12 protein-coding genes are annotated in these 15,538 nt (G+C 70.0%); 3 read left to right on the top strand and 9 right to left on the bottom strand.

The window, feature by feature from the left end; translation table 11 throughout:
- Positions 1 to 46: 46 nt before the first annotated feature.
- The 4 genes from ACZ5CW_RS03405 to ACZ5CW_RS03420 all read right to left on the bottom strand — a co-directional run bounded on the left by ACZ5CW_RS03405 (position 47) and on the right by ACZ5CW_RS03420 (position 4,163).
- Positions 47 to 2,473: a hypothetical protein gene (locus ACZ5CW_RS03405; protein WP_468597947.1), complete on the bottom strand. Its 2,427-nt coding sequence runs from the start codon at positions 2,471 to 2,473 to the stop codon at positions 47 to 49.
- A 159-nt stretch (positions 2,474 to 2,632) separates the two neighbouring features.
- Positions 2,633 to 3,049 (bottom strand): DUF6113 family protein, encoded by a 417-nt coding sequence (locus ACZ5CW_RS03410; protein ID WP_468597949.1) that lies wholly within the window; start codon positions 3,047 to 3,049, stop codon positions 2,633 to 2,635.
- A complete protein-coding gene (gene mshB, locus ACZ5CW_RS03415) occupies positions 3,046 to 3,906 on the bottom strand; it encodes an N-acetyl-1-D-myo-inositol-2-amino-2-deoxy-alpha-D-glucopyranoside deacetylase (RefSeq protein ID WP_468597950.1) in 861 nt (286 codons plus the stop codon). The genes ACZ5CW_RS03410 and mshB overlap by 4 nt, the downstream gene beginning before the upstream one ends.
- Before the next feature lie 62 nt (positions 3,907 to 3,968).
- On the bottom strand, positions 3,969 to 4,163 hold the full coding sequence (locus ACZ5CW_RS03420; protein WP_468597952.1) for a hypothetical protein: 195 nt from the start codon (positions 4,161 to 4,163) through the stop codon (positions 3,969 to 3,971).
- A gap of 166 nt (positions 4,164 to 4,329) precedes the next feature.
- Here ACZ5CW_RS03420 and ACZ5CW_RS03425 point away from each other — a divergent pair, with 166 nt between their 5' ends.
- Complete coding sequence (locus ACZ5CW_RS03425) at positions 4,330 to 6,462, top strand: S9 family peptidase (protein ID WP_468597953.1); 2,133 nt, start codon at positions 4,330 to 4,332, stop codon at positions 6,460 to 6,462.
- Between the two features lie 110 nt (positions 6,463 to 6,572).
- Here ACZ5CW_RS03425 and ACZ5CW_RS03430 read toward each other — a convergent pair whose 3' ends face one another.
- From ACZ5CW_RS03430 to ACZ5CW_RS03450, 5 genes are read right to left on the bottom strand one after another with little or no spacing between them, the layout of a single operon-like run.
- On the bottom strand, positions 6,573 to 7,640 hold the full coding sequence (locus tag ACZ5CW_RS03430) for an ABC transporter ATP-binding protein (protein WP_468597955.1): 1,068 nt from the start codon (positions 7,638 to 7,640) through the stop codon (positions 6,573 to 6,575).
- Positions 7,624 to 8,607 (bottom strand): ABC transporter ATP-binding protein, encoded by a 984-nt coding sequence (locus ACZ5CW_RS03435; RefSeq protein WP_468597957.1) that lies wholly within the window; start codon positions 8,605 to 8,607, stop codon positions 7,624 to 7,626. Before ACZ5CW_RS03435 ends, ACZ5CW_RS03430 begins: the two co-directional genes overlap by 17 nt.
- Before the next feature lie 7 nt (positions 8,608 to 8,614).
- Entirely contained in the window at positions 8,615 to 9,595 is a 981-nt protein-coding gene (locus tag ACZ5CW_RS03440; RefSeq protein ID WP_468597958.1) for an ABC transporter permease, read from the bottom strand.
- On the bottom strand, positions 9,588 to 10,511 hold the full coding sequence (locus tag ACZ5CW_RS03445; protein WP_468597960.1) for an ABC transporter permease: 924 nt from the start codon (positions 10,509 to 10,511) through the stop codon (positions 9,588 to 9,590). Before ACZ5CW_RS03445 ends, ACZ5CW_RS03440 begins: the two co-directional genes overlap by 8 nt.
- Positions 10,512 to 10,517: 6 nt before the next feature.
- Complete coding sequence (locus ACZ5CW_RS03450; RefSeq protein WP_468597962.1) at positions 10,518 to 12,140, bottom strand: peptide ABC transporter substrate-binding protein; 1,623 nt, start codon at positions 12,138 to 12,140, stop codon at positions 10,518 to 10,520.
- Positions 12,141 to 12,686: 546 nt separating this feature from the next.
- Here ACZ5CW_RS03450 and ACZ5CW_RS03455 point away from each other — a divergent pair.
- Both ACZ5CW_RS03455 and ACZ5CW_RS03460 read left to right on the top strand, forming a co-directional pair.
- On the top strand, positions 12,687 to 13,676 hold the full coding sequence (locus tag ACZ5CW_RS03455) for an ABC transporter permease (protein ID WP_468597964.1): 990 nt from the start codon (positions 12,687 to 12,689) through the stop codon (positions 13,674 to 13,676).
- A gap of 79 nt (positions 13,677 to 13,755) precedes the next feature.
- Positions 13,756 to 15,516: an ABC transporter substrate-binding protein gene (locus ACZ5CW_RS03460; protein ID WP_468597965.1), complete on the top strand. Its 1,761-nt coding sequence runs from the start codon at positions 13,756 to 13,758 to the stop codon at positions 15,514 to 15,516.
- Positions 15,517 to 15,538: the final 22 nt, after the last annotated feature.

Below are 15,538 nucleotides of genomic sequence, written 5' to 3' on the forward strand. Positions count from 1 at the left end.
CACGGCACAGGGGGGCGCCTCGTGGACGCCCCCCGGGTGCGGCGGACTAGCTCGGGTTCGTGTCGATGACGGCGACCCGGTTGGTCTTGCTCATCAGTGCCTGGCGCAGGGCGACGTAGACGTCCTGCGGCGTGACGGCGGTCTTCTTGCCGTTGGCGCGGGTGATCAGCACGCCGTCGAAGGCCTGGCCGTAGAGCTGCTGCAGGGCGTTCAGGTCCGGGGCGTCGGTCAGCTTGCCGTCGGGCGTCGCCTTCACCCTGAGGAACTTCCACAGCGACTTCTGCGGGCTCATGGGGATCGAGTGCGCCGCGTCGGTCTGCACCGTCACCTTGCCCGACATCGCGGGCTCGGCGAAGGCCTTCATCTCCCGGTCGACCTCGGCATCGGAGACCGTCGGCTGCTTGGTGGTGCTCGGCACGGTGACCGGGGTCGCCGCGCCCGTCTCCACCAGCGTGCGGTACGCCTGCTCGACCGCCTGGGTCGACCGGCCCGCGTCGATGGCCTTGCCCGCCTTGCCGTAGACGGCCACGGCCCGGCCGGCCTCGAACCTGATGGTGCCGTCGGTGACCGAGCCGGAGCCGCCGCCGGCCTGCTGGAGGGCGGCCTGCAGCTTCTCCTCGTCCACCGGCATGACCGCCTCGACCACGCGCTTCTGCCCGAAGAGGGAACCGACGACGTGGACCGGGTTGTAGTCGCTCTTCGCGGCCTGGCTCACCGTGGCCTGGAAGTCGAACTGCAGCCCCGCGTTCTCCGGCGTGAGGGTGACGGTCTTGCCGCCCACGGCCAGCTTCAGCGGCTTGTTCACCCGGCTGCCGAACGCGTCGTCGAGCTTCTTGACGGCGTCGTCGCGGGTGCCGCCGCCGATGTCGACGCCGAGCACCGTGGTGCCCTTGGGCACGTCGGTGCGGTTCATCAGCAGTCCGGCGCCGTAGGCACCGCCCGCGACGACGACCACGGCGACGGCGAGCAGGACCAGCTTGCTGCGGCCCTTCTTCTTGGGTTTGGCAGCCGTCTTGGGCGCGGCGGCCGGCTCGGGCTTGGGTGCCGTGTGCGGCACCGGGCCGTCGGGGTGCGTGGCGGAGCCGAACGGGGGGTTGCCGGTTCCGGGCACGACCGGGATGCCGCTGGTGACCGTGTGGCCGGAGACGTTGTCGGCGGCCGGGGAGCGGTAGCCGGGCGTGCCGGGTTCGGGGGCGGGCTTCTGCGGGGTGAGGATCGCCGTGTCGTCGCTGAGGCCGCCACCGGGACCGCGTCCCGCCGCACCGCCGCCGGGGCCGGTCCCCAGGGCGCCGGGTCCGGTGGGTCCACCAGGTCCGCGGGGCCCAGCGGGCCCGTCCAGGTCGGCGAGGGCGCTGCGGACGGGCGGGGCACTCCGGCCGCCGGGGAGGCCGTAGCCGCCCGTGCCGTGCGGGCCGGCCGGACCGCCGGGGGCGTCGAAGCGCTCGCCGCCGTCCGGACCGGGGGCGCCGGCCGACGGGACGAGGGGGCTGTCGCCGGTGACCGGGCCGCCGGTGGGGCCGGCCGGGCCCTGCGGGCCGCCGGGGCCCCCGTGGCCGCCGGGTCCGTTGAAACCGCTGGGGCCGCCGGGCCCGCTGAAGCCGCTGCCGGCGCCGGGTCCGCCGTGCCCGTTCGCACCGCCGGCGCTCGCGCTGCCGCCGAAGCCGCCCTGGCCGCCCGCACCGGTGCCGGTGTCGCCGAAGCCGTCCTGGCCGCCGCCGTTCTCCGAGAAGTACGGCAGGTCGTCGCGGCGCTGCTCGCCGCCGCCGCGCGCGCCGGGGCGGGAGCCGCCGCCGAGGGGGCCCGCGGCCAGCGCCTCGGTCACGTCGAAGGAGCCGGTGCCGCCGCCGTGGCCCGGGGCGACAGGGCCGCCGGTGGCGCCGGGCAGGCCCTTGCCGTTCGTGGCGCCGTTCCGGGGGGCGCCCGGCGCGCCCATGGCGCCGACCACACCGCCGGGGCGTGCGCCGGCGGTACCGGCCGCGCCGGACGCTCCCGGAGCACCCGCACGGGCGCCCGGCACACCGGAGGTGCCCGAACCACCGGGGGTCCCGGCGCCGTTCGTGCCGCCGCCCGGACCGCCGTTGCCGGAGCCGGACTTGCGGGGCGCGAACCAGTCGCTGGTCTTCTCGTCGGCCTGGGCCGCGGGCTCGGCGGGGGCCTCGGCGGGGCCGGTGGCCGCCCGGTCGGGCGCGGGCCGCGGGTCGGCGGCGGGCGCCTCGTCCCCGGCGCCGTCGGTGTCCCCGACGGGCTTGCGCACGACGACCGGCGGGATGGGCCGCGATCCGGGGATGTTGATCCGGATCCGGGTCGTCAGCGTGGTCTCGGTCTTCTTTTCCTCCGGCCGCGTGCCCGAACGGCCCGCGTCCGTACCGTCGTCGGAAGCCATGGGGGTCCCGTACGGCGGCGTGCCGGAGGGGTATGCGGCTCCACCGCGCCCATCGGACCCGGAGGACGGAGTGTCAGTTTCACGACTCAAGGCAGGTTCTCCCAGTTGGCTCCACCGCCCGTTACGACCTGACTGCTCGGGCGGCTCGGCGGCGCGCACCACCATACTGGCCACCTCTGGCGCTCATCCCGTGACCGCTGAGGAAACCCACACCGGACTCGCACGTGCGCCGCACGGCGAAGTGGTACGTCACTTGCCAAGTCGGGCGGAGCCGCCGCGGGGTTGCCTCCCCGGGCCAAGGGTGGCGCAGATCACAGCGAGAGCCATGCCGCCGAGCAGGAAGAGATAGGAGCCGCCTCCGGCGCCGAAGAGGAAGTCGCCTTCGGGCCGTGCGGTGGTGAGCAGGACGACGGCGACGATCCAGCCGGCCACCGGCGCCACCGCCCCGCCCCGGCCGCCGGTGGCGTACGCCCCGCCGAGGAAGAGCCCGGCCGCGCCCGCGAGGGCGAGGAGCAGCCCGCCGGGGAACCAGGCGGCCTGCACGAGGGCCCCGGCGAGTCCCGTGACGGCACCGAGCAGGAGGAGGCCGGCATAGGCGGCCACCCGTCCGGCCGAGGGGCGCTGCAGCGGCTGGGCGAGCATCGAGCCCCGTCCACCCGTGCTCATGACGCCTCCCCGGCGCCGACGCCGGCGAACAGGTCGGTCTCCCCGGGCTGCCCCGACCCGCGCACCAACTCGTAGTACTCGGTGGTGAACAGCGGCTGGGCGAGTTCGTTGGAGAGCGCGAAGTACGGCTCGGCGACCTCGATCTGGGTGGCGTGGGCGCGCATCGCGGCGGCCTTGGCGGAGGCATACGCGCCGCCGTCGACCGTGGTGGTGATCCGCTCGTCGTCCACGACGCCCGGTACGTCGTCCACGGCCGCGCTCTTGTCGAACGGCAGTACGGCCAGCTCGTCCTGGAGGCGGGCGAAGGCGGCCTCCAGGACGGAACGCGGGACGCGGTTCCAGTAGACCTTGGCGATCCGGTGACCCCGTTCGGCCGCGAGGTCGACGGCGCGCATGGCGACCCGGTGGGCCTGGACGTGGTCCGGATGGCCGTAGCCGCCGTGGTCGTCGTAGGTGACGAGAACCTGGGGGCGGACCTCCAGGATCACCTCGGCGAGGTGGCCGGCGGCCTCGTCCACGTCGGCCTGCCAGAAGCAGCCGGGGTCGTCGTTTTCGGGGATGCCCATCATCCCGGAGTCGCCGTACCGGCCCGCGCCGCCGAGCAGCCGGACGTCGCTCACGCCCAGCTCGCGCAGGGCGGCGGCCAGCTCGCCGCGCCGGTGCGCGCCCAGCGCGGGGCCCGTCAGATGCCGCAGCTCCGGCGGGATGACCTCGCCCCGCTCTCCGAGCGTGCAGGTGACCAGGGTCACATGGGCACCCTCGGCCGCGTACCTGGCCATGGTCGCGCCGTTGTTGATCGACTCGTCGTCCGGGTGCGCGTGCACCAGCAGCAGACGGCGGGCTGGCAGTTCCGTCATGGGACCACCCTACGAGGTCCCCGCCACGAGGTCGCCGCGACGAGGCCCCCGGGCGGCCGCCGTCAGAACTTGATGCTGCCGATCATGCTGGCGACGTTCGTCGTCAGCTCGTTGATCGTGGGAGCGACGGTCGAGGAGGCGAGATAGAAGCCGAGCAGGACGCAGACGACCGCGTGGCCGCCCTTCAGCCCTGACTTCTTGATCAACAGGAAGACGATGATCGCCAGCAGCACCACCGCCGAAATCGAGAGTGCCACGGCGGCTCACCTCCAAAGATCCCAGGGACGCGGGGGGTGTAGACCAACTCCATGCAGATGCCAGCAGGTTCATACCCACTCAGCGGTAGTGATCATAACTATCCGTACTCGCGCATCGCTCGGCGCACGGCCGCACAAGGGGGCGCATGGCCAATATGGTCGGGGTATGACGACAGAGGCTGACTCCTTCCCCCGTCGGCACGCCCGGACCCAGCGGTTCACGCTCGGCGCGCCGCGTGCGTTCAGCGTGGCACCCGACGGTTCCCGTGTCGCGTTCCTGCGTTCGGGCTCCGGCACGGACCGGGCCAACTCCCTGTGGGTACTGGACCTGCCGGACGGCGGTGAGCGTCTGGCGGCCGACCCGGGCGCCCTCCTCGAAGGCGCCGCCGAACAGCTCTCGCCCGAGGAACGGGCGCGCCGCGAGCGCAGCCGGGAGGGCGGCGCCGGCATCGTCGGCTACGCCACCGACGCGGCTGTGGAGTTGGCGTCTTTCGCCTTGTCAGGGCGGCTTTTCACGGCCGAGCTGCGAGCCGGGACGGCGCGCGAACTCCGTGTCCCGGGACCCGTGATCGACCCGCGTCCCGCCCCCGACGGCCGGCACGTCGCGTATGTCGCGCGGGGTGCGCTGCGGGTGGTGGGCGCCGAGGGCGAGGGCGACCGGGCACTCGCGGAACCGGAGTCCGAGAACGTGACCTACGGCCTGGCGGAGTTCATCGCGGCCGAGGAGATGGGGCGTTCCCGGGGCTTCTGGTGGGCTCCGGACTCCGGCCGGCTGCTCGTGGCGCGCGCGGACGACACGCCGGTACGGCGGTGGTGGATCGCGGACCCGGCCAATCCCGGGCGTGAGCCAAATAACGTCGCGTACCCCGCTGCGGGCACGCCGAACGCGGACGTACGGCTGTTCGTGCTCGGCCTCGACGGGGAGCGCACGGAGGTCTCATGGGACCGGGCCCGCTATCCGTATCTGGCCCATGCGCACTGGTCAGAGGCGGGCGCACCACTGCTGCTGGTGCAGGCGCGGGACCAGCGCAGCCAGCTGTTCCTGGCGGTGGACCCGGACACGGGGGCAACCCGGATGGTGCACGCCGATGAAGATCCAACATGGCTTGAACTCTTCCCCGGAGTGCCCTGCTGGAGCCCCTCCGGGCAGCTTGTCCGGATCGCGGACGAGGGCGGCGCACGCGTCCTGGCGGTCGGCGAACGGCCGCTGACCAGCGCGCAGTTGCATATTCGCGCGGTCTTGGACGTAGGCGCGCACGACGTACTGGTTTCCGCCTCGGCGGGCGCGGAGGCCGAGGCGCCGGAGATTGGCGAAGTTCATGTGTACCGGGTGAACGAGCTGGGCGTGGAACGCGTGTCGCAGGAGCCGGGCGTCCACTCCGCGGTGCGGGCCGGAAAGGTGACCGTGCTCGTGTCCGCGGCCCTGGACAGGCCGGGCGCCCGTGTCCAGGTGCTGTGTGACGGAAAACCGGCGGCCACTGTCCGGTCGTACGCCGAAGATCCCGGTATGTCCCCACGGGTCACCCTCACCGAGGGGGGCGCACGCCGAATTCCGTGCGCCGTGCTTATGCCACGGGACTACCACGGTGACACTCCCCTGCCGGTTCTCATGGACCCGTACGGCGGTCCGCACGGCCAGCGCGTCGTCGCCGCGCACAACCCCCACCTGACCTCCCAGTGGTTCGCCGACCAGGGTTTCGCCGTGATCGTCGCCGACGGCCGGGGCACCCCGGGGCGCTCGCCGGCCTGGGAGAAGGCGATCCGGGACGACGTGGCGGCCGTCGCGCTCCAGGACCAGGTCGACGCGCTGCACGCCCTGGCCGACCGGTTCCCGCTGGATCTGGACCGGGTGGCCATCCGGGGCTGGTCCTTCGGCGGCTATCTGGCCGCGCTGGCGGCGCTGCGCCGCCCCGACGTCTTCCACGCGGCGGTGGTCGGGGCCCCCGTCACCGACCTGCGGCTGTACGACACCCACTACCAGGAGCGCTACCTGGGCCACCCGGACGAGCGGCCGGAGGTCTACCGCCGCAACTCGCTGATCGACGACGCGGGTCTGGTCGACCCGGCCGAGCCGCACCGCCCGATGATGATCATCCACGGTCTGGCGGACGACAACGTGGTCGTCGCCCACTCCCTGCGGCTGTCCTCCGCCCTGCTGGCCGCGGGCCGCCCGCACGAGGTGCTGCCGCTGTCCGGGGTGACCCACATGACCCCGCAGGAGACGGTCGCCGAGAACCTGCTGCTGCTCCAGGTGGAATTCCTCCGGCGTTCGCTGGCGGATCGGGGTAAATCCAAGTGAACTGCGTTAACACGCAGGCAACTTCACGGAAGCGGTACCGATATACGGACGCGGGAGGCTGACCAGCGTACGGCCGTGCGGGTGCCGTGAACGGGCCGGGGTGCGCCATGTCACCCCGGCCCGTTGCCATACCCCTGCGCGGCCTCGGGCGGCACCACCCGCTTCTCCTCCGCGAAGTGGCAGGCCGAGTCGTGGACGGCGGGACCCGTGGCGTCCCGGAACGCGGCGGGGACCGCCAGGGCCGGCACCTCGAGGGCACAGCGCTCCTGCGCCTTCCAGCAGCGGGTGCGGAAGCGACAGCCGGAGGGGATGTTCGTCGGGGAGGGCACGTCACCGGCGAGGATGATCCGCTCGCGGTGTTCGCGGGCCGCGGGGTCGGGGACCGGGACGGCCGACAGCAGCGCCTGGGTGTAGGGATGCGTGGGGTGGTCGTAGATCTCGGCGTCCCGCCCGATCTCCACGATCCGGCCCAGGTACATGACCCCGACCCGGTCCGAGATGTGCCGGACGATGGACAGGTCGTGCGCGATGAAGACGTAGGAGAGAGCGAACTCCGCCTGCAGCCGGTCCAGCAGGTTGATCACCTGGGCCTGGACCGAGACGTCCAGGGCGGACACCGGCTCGTCGGCGACGATCACCTCCGGGCGCAGCGCCAGCCCGCGCGCGATACCGATGCGTTGGCGCTGGCCGCCGGAGAACTGGTGCGGGTAGCGGTTGACGTACTCCGGGTCGAGGCCGACCACGTCCAGCAGCTCCTGCACCCGGCGGCGCCGGTCGCCCTTGGGGGCCGCCTCCGGGTGGATCTCGTACGGCTCCCCGACGATGTCGCCCACCGTCATCCGGGGGTTGAGGGAGGTGTACGGGTCCTGGAAGACCATCTGGATGTTGCGGCGCACGGCCTTCAGGGCCCTGCCGGACAGCTTGGTGATGTCCTCGCCCTTGAACCTGATCGAGCCGGCCGTCGGGCGCTCCAGGTTGCACAGCAGCCTCGCGACCGTCGACTTGCCGCAGCCCGACTCGCCGACGATGCCGAGGGTCTCGCCCGTGCCGAGCGTGAAGTCGACGCCGTCGACCGCCCGCACCGCGCCGATCTGCTTCCTGAACAGGATGCCCCGCGTCAGCGGGTAGTGCTTGACGAGGCCGCTGACCTCCAGGATCGGCTCAGTGGTCGTCGCCATCCAGGCACTCCCTCCAGAAGTGGCAGGCGCTGCCCCGCTCCGCGGACACCTCGTACAGCGGAGGTTCGTCGGTGAGACAGACGTCCCGGGCCATCGGGCAGCGCGGATGGAAGGAGCAGCCCGGCGGGATGTGCATCAGGTTCGGCGGCAGGCCCCTGATGGCGTACAGCTCCTGCCCCTTCTGGTCCAGGCGCGGGATGGAGTGCAGCAGACCGCGGGTGTAGGGGTGGGCCGGCGCCTTGTAGATGTCGTGCACGGGCGCCGACTCGACGATCTTCCCCGCGTACATCACCGCGATGCGGTCGGCGACGTCCGCGACCACACCCAGGTCGTGGGTGATCAGGATCAGCCCCATGCGGTACTCGCGCCGCAACTCCGCCAGCAGGTCCATGACCTGGGCCTGCACGGTGACGTCCAGGGCGGTGGTGGGTTCGTCGGCGATGATGAGCGCCGGCTCCAGCGCCAGCGCCATGGCGATCATGATGCGCTGGCGCATCCCGCCGGAGAACTGGTGGGGATAGTCCCGCACCCGCTGCGCGGCACCCGGGATGCGCACCCGGTCCATCAGCTCCACGGCCTTCGCCCGCGCGTCCTTCCTCGACATGCCCCGGTGCACGACGAACATCTCGCCGAGCTGCTCCCCCACGGAGAGCACGGGATTGAGCGCCGACAGCGCGTCCTGGAAGATCATCGCCATCCCCGCGCCCCGGATCCTGCGCCGCTCCTCCTCCTTCAGCGTGAGCAGGTCCTGCCCCTGGAAGAGGATCCGCCCGCCGGTGATCCGCCCGGGCGGCGTGTCCAGGATCCCCATCACGGCCTGCGCGGTCACCGACTTGCCGGATCCGGACTCGCCGAGCACCGCCAGCGTCTGACCCGCGTCGACCGCGTAGCTCACCCCGTTGACGGCGTGCGCGACCCCGTCCCGGGTGCGGAACTCCACGTGCAGGTCACGGACTTCGAGCAGCACGGCACCCTCACCTCAGCTTCGGGTCGAGGGCGTCGCGCACCGCGTCGCCCAGCATGATGAAGGCCAGCACGGTGATCGCCAGCGCTCCCGAGGGCCACAGCAGGGCGTGCGGGGCGTTGCGGATGTAGGGGGAGGCGGCGGAGATGTCGATGCCCCAGGAGACGCTGGGCGGTTTGAGGCCGACGCCGAGGTAGGACAGGGTCGCCTCCAGGGCGATGTAGGTGCCGAGCGCGATGGTCGCCACGACGATCACGGGCGCCACGGCGTTCGGGGCGATGTGCCTGAGCAGGATGCGGGAGTCGGAGGCGCCGAGGGCGCGGGCCGCCTGCACGTAGTCGTTGTGCCTCGCGGTGATGACCGAGCCGCGCGCGATACGGGAGATCTGCGGCCAGCCGAGCAGCACCATGAACCCGATGACCGGCCAGACCGTATTGCTGGTCACCACGGAGAGGAGGACGAGACCGCCGAGGACGACCGGGATGGCGAAGAAGATGTCGGTGATCCGGGACAGGAACGAGTCCCAGATCCCGGTGAAGTAGCCCGCGAGACCGCCGAGCACCGAACCGAGGACGGCCACACCGAGCGTGGCCAGCACGCCGACCGTGACCGAGGTGCGGGCGCCGTAGACGGTGCGGGTGTAGACGTTGCAGCCCTGGCCGTCGTACCCGAAGGGAGCGCCCGGTCCCGGGCCGTCCTGGGCCTTGGCCAGGTCGCACGTCAAAGGGCTGCCCGAGGCGATCGCCGAGGGCCACAGGGAGACGAAGACCAGGAAGAGGATGACGAGGCCGGAGAGGATGAAGACCGGGTTGCGCCGCAGGTCCCGCCAGGCGTCGGACCACAGCGAGCGCGGTCTGCCCTGCGGTCCCGTGCCCTCGGGGCCTGACGGAGTCCTCTCGAGGGTGGTCGCCTCGCTGGCGCCGAGGTCCATGGCGCCGCCCATGCCGGTCCCGGCGATCGCGCCCTCGGGTTCGTACGGCTGCTCAGGCATAGCGGATCCTCGGGTCGAGTACGGCGTAGAGCAGGTCGACGAGCAGGTTGGCGACCAGGAAGACCAGCACGAGCACGGTCACGAAGCCGACGACCGTCTGGGTGTTCTGCCGCAGGATGCCCTGGTAGAGCTGGTAGCCGACGCCGTGGATGTTGAAGATCCGCTCGGTGACGATGGCGCCGCCCATCAGCGCGCCGATGTCGAAGCCGATGAAGGTGACCACGGGGATCAGGGAGTTGCGCAACAGGTGCCGGGTGACGACCCGGTGCCGGGGCAGGCCCTTGGCGATCGCCGTGCGGACGTAGTCGGCCCGCTTGTTCTCGGCGATGGTGGTGCGGGTGAGGCGGGTGACGTAGGCGAGGGAGACGGAGGCGAGGACCAGGCCCGGCACGATCAGCTCGTCGAAGCCGGCCGCCGGGGAGACGGAGGGCTTGATCCAGCCCCACTCGACGCCGAGCAGCAGCTGGAGCAGCAGACCGGTGACGAAGGTGGGGACCGAGATGACGACGAGGGTGAGGACGAGGACCGCGGTGTCGACGGGCCGGCCGCGCCGCAGCCCGGTCAGCACGCCGAGGGTGATGCCGATGACGATCTCGAAGAGGATCGCGACGATCGTCAGCCGGATGGTGACCGGGAACGCCGTCGCCATCAGCTCGGTGACCGGCTGGCCGTTGAACGCCGTCCCGAAGTCGCCGGTGAAGACGTTCCCCATGTAGGTCAGGTACTGCTGCCACAGCGGCTTGTCGAGGCCGAACTCCTTCTTCAGCTGTGCGGCCGTCGCGGGGTCGCACGCCCGCTCACCGCACAGGCCGGCGATGGGATCGCCCATCACGTTCACCATGAGGAAGATCAGCAGCGTGGCCCCGAGGAACACCGGGATCATCTGGATCAGTCGCCTGACGACATAGCGCCCCATGGTGGCTCAGCCGACCTTGATCTCGTTGTAGACGGGGACGCTGAAGGGGTTGAGGGCCACGTGGGACAGCCGGGCGGAGTAGCCCGCGCTGCCGTTCTGGTACCAGAGCGGGATGGCGGCCATGTTGTCCCGCACCACCTTCTCGGCGTCCTGGAAGAGCCGGATCGCCGTGCCGGGGTCGGTCTCGGCGTTGGCCTGGTCGACGAGCCGGTCGAACCGCTTGTCGGACCACTTCCCGTCGTTGGAGGAGGCGTCCGTGTAGTACAGCGGCTGCAGGAAGTTCTGGATCAACGGGTAGTCCATCTGCCAGCCGGCCCGGAAGGGACCGGACATCCTGTGCTGGGAGATCTGGTTGCGGAAGTCGGCGAAGGTGCCGACCGGGTTGCCGACGCAGGCCGTGTCGTTGCCGAGGGCGTTGTTGATGGAGTTGCACACGGCGTCCACCCACTGCTTGTGCGAGCCGGAGTCCGCGTTGTAGGTGATCTTCAGCCGGCCGCCGGGGATCCCGCCGCCCTCCTCGATGAGCTTTCGGGCCTGGACCGGGTCGTAGTCGCAGGCGTGGCCGCACAGGCCGGCCTTGAAGCCGCCGGCCACCCCGAGGACCGGGGAGGTCCAGTCGGTGGCCGGGGTGCGGGTGCCCCGGAAGATGGTCTCGGTGATCTGCTTGCGGTTGATGGCCATGGACAGGCCCGTGCGGACCTTCCGCGCTCCGCCGGTGTTCCACTTCGGGTCGTAGTACGGGAAGGCGAGGGTCTGCAGGATGCCGGCCGGGGTGTTGATGTAGCGGCCGTCCAGGTCGGTCTCGACGTTCTTGAGCTGGCTGGCGGGCACGTCGTCGACCAGGTCGAGGTTGCCGGCGAGCACGTCGGTGTAGGCGGTGCCGGTGTCGGTGTAGACCAGGAGGCTCACTCCGTCGTTGCGGGCGCGGTCGGGGCCGGGGTAGGCGCCCCACTTCCGCAGGGCCATCGCGGAACCCTTGGTGTACGACTGGACCAGGTACGGCCCGTTTCCCACGGGTTTGCCCACCCAGGCGGCATGGTCGGTGAAGAACGTGCGCGGCAGCGGGGCGAAGGCGACGTAGCCGAGGGTGTCGGGGAAGCCGGAGAACTTCTGGTTGAGCCGGACGGTGAACGTCCTGGGGCCCGTGACCCGCAGACCTGACAGGGTGTCGGCGGTCTGGGGGCCGCTGTCGGGGTGGACCTTGTCGTACCCCTCGATGTAGCCGAAGAAGTAGGCGTTCTTCTGGTTGTTGCGCAGACTGGCGCCGTAGTTCCACGCGTCGACGAAGGACCGGGCGGTGACGGGCTCTCCGTTGCTGAAGGTCCAGCCGCCCTTGACGGTGATGCTGAAGTTCCGCGAGTCGGGGGTGTCGATCCGCTCGGCGAGCATGTTCGCGGCCTTGCCGGTCCTCGAGTCGTACCGCTTCAGCCCGCGGAAGATCATGTCGAGCACCTTGCCGCCCTGCACCTCGTTGGTGTTGGCCGGCTCGAGCGGATTCTGCGGGTCGCCCCAGGAGGAGGTCAGCGTTCCGGGACCACCGACGCCGCTCGTACCGCTTCCGCAGCCCCCGGCCAGGAGCGCCGCGGCGACCGCGCAGGCGGCCCACCCGGCATGCACGGTTCCCCGCATGGCGTGCCTCCTCCATGACCATTGATCCCTTACTGGGTCAATATCATGTAATAAGGGAAATACCGCGCAGCCCTCCGGCCGGAGGGGCCGGAACTCAGCCGGATGTACGCGCCACACCCCCTGCACACATCACCCAGATCGCCCGCCCCCGACGGCCAACGGGGGCCCGCCCGCAGTGGATCTTGTTCCGGAGTGCAAGAGATCTTCGCGCAACGATGCCGAAACGTTGGATTGCGACGTTCCGATGTACGCATTTCGACACTCGACCGTCCGCATATCGAACTTCTTGCCCGATTGGTCCAGTTGGTCCGATGTGAAGCACGGATTGATTACGGCGTGCTACCCGCGTAGCTACGGAACAGTCAAGAAAGAGCAAAGAAGGTAAAGAGACAACCAAGGCGGCCGAGAATTTATTGACCTTGAATGAATTGCGTTGAAAAAGTCCGGCGTAGCCCGTAGGGGAGCGCCCTGCGGAGTCATCAGACCCTCCCTTGGGCCAGGAGCACCATGACCCCCCCAACTCCATCTGCGGCTGCCCCGCTTGAGGTGACCGACGAGACCGTCGAGAAATCGACCGCTTCGGACGGCTCCAAGGGCAGCGAAGGCCGCTCTCCGGGACGGCTCGCCTGGAAGCGCTTCAAGCGCGACAAGACGGGCGTCATATCCGCCTATGTCGTGATCTTCTTCTTCGTGATCGCGATCACGGCACCGCTGATAGCGAAGCTGTACGGCAAGGACCCGTACACCACCTACGCGAGCCAGGACCCGAGCCTGCTCAACGCGTTCTCGTATCCCGCGGGCCCCAACGGCGGCATGAGCTCGGATTTCTGGTTCGGCATCGAGCCGCAGCTGGGCCGGGACGTCTTCACCTTCCTGCTGTACGCCATCCGCAACTCGCTGGGCCTGGCCTTCGCCGCCACGCTGCTCACGATGGTCATCGGCGTCCTGGTCGGCGTCACGGCGGGCTACCTGGGCGGCAGGGTCGACTACTTCGTCGGCCGGGTCATCGACATCATGCTGTCGTTCCCGTCCACCCTCTTCATCATCGCCTTCCTGCCGGTCGTTTTCGGCCTCTTCGTCGCCGCCGACGAGAACATCCCGACGAGCCTTCGCGCCGTCTCCCTGATCATCGTGCTGGCGCTCTTCGGCTGGTCGTCCATCGCACGTCTGCTGCGCGGCCAGGTACTCGGCCTGCGCGAGCGGGAGTTCGTCGAGGCGGCCAAGGTCACGGGCGCGTCCCCGATGCGCATCGTGTTCAAGGAGCTGCTGCCCAACCTGTGGACGCCGATCCTGATCCAGTCCACGCTGATGCTGCCCGCGTACGTGACCGCGGAGGCGGGTCTCGCCTTCCTCGGCGTCGGCATGATCGACCCCACCCCGGACTGGGGCGTCATGATCCAGCGCGGTGCGCAGTTCTACACCGAGGACCTCACCTTCATGCTCTTCCCGGGCCTGTCGATGGTGATCTTCGTTCTTGCCTTCAACCTCCTCGGTGACTCGGTGCGCGACGCGCTCGACCCGAAGTCCAAGCGGTAATCCACGTCCCACCCCGGCCCGGTTCGACGACGACCGGCTGGTCCCGTCTGTTCCGAACGATTCAAGAGGCAGGCTCAGCATGTCTTTTTCCCGTAGAAACTTCCTGATCGCCACCGGTGTGGCGGCGGCCTCGACCTCCGTGCTGAGTGCCTGCAGCAGCGGCGACAGCGGCAGCGGCAAGTCGGGCAAGGTCCCCACGGTCAGCGGCAGCAAGACCGTCAAGATCGACGTCGGCACCAAGGCCGACTCGACCGGGCCGGCGGCCGAGGTCACCGGTGCCGTCAAGGGCGGGACGATCTGGTCGCTCGACCAGTTCGACATGGACCACCTGGACCCGGCGCAGATCTACAACTCGACCGAGGCGGCCATCACCGTCCCGATCCTGCGCGGCCTGACCGGCTACAAGATCGACGACAAGGGTGGCGCCATCCTCGTCGGCGACCTCGCCACGGACGCCGGCACCATGAAGGACGGCGGCAAGACCTGGTCCTTCACGCTGAAGGACGGCGTCAAGTGGGAGGACGGGTCCGAGATCAGCATGGACGACGTCCGCCACACCTACGAGCGCCTCTTCGCCTCCTTCATCACCGAGGGCCCGCGCTACATCCAGAACTGGCTCGAGGGCAGCAAGGGCTACAAGGGCCCCTACGGCGGCAAGCACCTCGACTCCATCGAGATCTCCGGCAAGACCGTCACCTTCCACCTCAACGAGCCGCGCGGTGACTTCAACTTCACCCTCGCCATGCGTGGCTACGCCCTGGTGAACAAGAAGCACGACACCAAGGAGAAGTACGACAAGCACCCGTTCTCCAGCGGCCCGTACAAGATCGACAGCCGCCAGCCGGGCAAGTCGCTGACCTACGTGCGCAACGAGCACTGGGACCCGAAGACCGACTCGATCCGCAACGCCTACCCGGACAAGTTCGTCTTCCAGTTCGGCTTCCAGAACCTGGCGTCCACCGACCGCTACCTCGCGGACCGGGGCAACGACCAGTACACGATGTCGATCTTCAACGAGGTCGCTCCCGAGCGCGTTGCGCAGGTCCTCACCAACGCGAAGTACAAGCAGCGCATCCTCACCCAGGTCGACACGGCCACCTACTACTGGCCGATCAACACCAAGCGGATCACGGACCCGAAGGTCCGCCAGGCCATCAACTTCGCCTGGCCGGTGCAGCAGCTGCAGACCATCCGCGGCGGTGCGGCCACCAGCGAGATCGCGACCACGATCTTCAGCCCGGTGACCCCCGGTTACCACAAGTTCGACCTGTACGGGAAGCTCCAGAAGGGCGGCGGCGACCCGGTCAAGGCCAAGGCCCTGCTGAAGGAGGCCGGCAAGGTCGGCCAGAAGCTGGTCATCGCCTACCAGCAGTCGGACAACTCCGTGAAGCAGGCCGTCGCGATCAAGAACGCGCTGGAGGCGGCGGGCTTCGAGGTCGTCAACAAGCAGGTCGACAAGTCGACCTTCTACAGCCAGATCAGCAAGCTCGACAACGGCTACGACATGTTCGCCGCCGGTTGGAGCCCGGACTGGCCGGCCGGTTACTCGGTGTTCTTCCCGTGCTGGGAGGGCAGCCAGGTCATCGACGGCGGCACCAACTGGGCGCAGCTGAAGAACACCAGCGTGGACAAGGCGATCGCGGCCGCCTCGAAGATCGCCGACCCCGACAAGGCCAACAAGGCCTGGGGCGACATCGACCGTCAGATCATGGAGCTGGCGGCCTGCGTCCCGGACTACCACCCCATCCGCAACTGGATGTACGGCTCCAAGGTCGGCCACGTGATCTACGACAGCGCCAACACCTGCATCGCGCTCTGCAAGCTGTACGCGAAGAAGTAACCACGCTCGACCCCTCGGGGGC

It is taken from the genome of Streptomyces sp. NPDC031379, assembly GCF_055569615.1.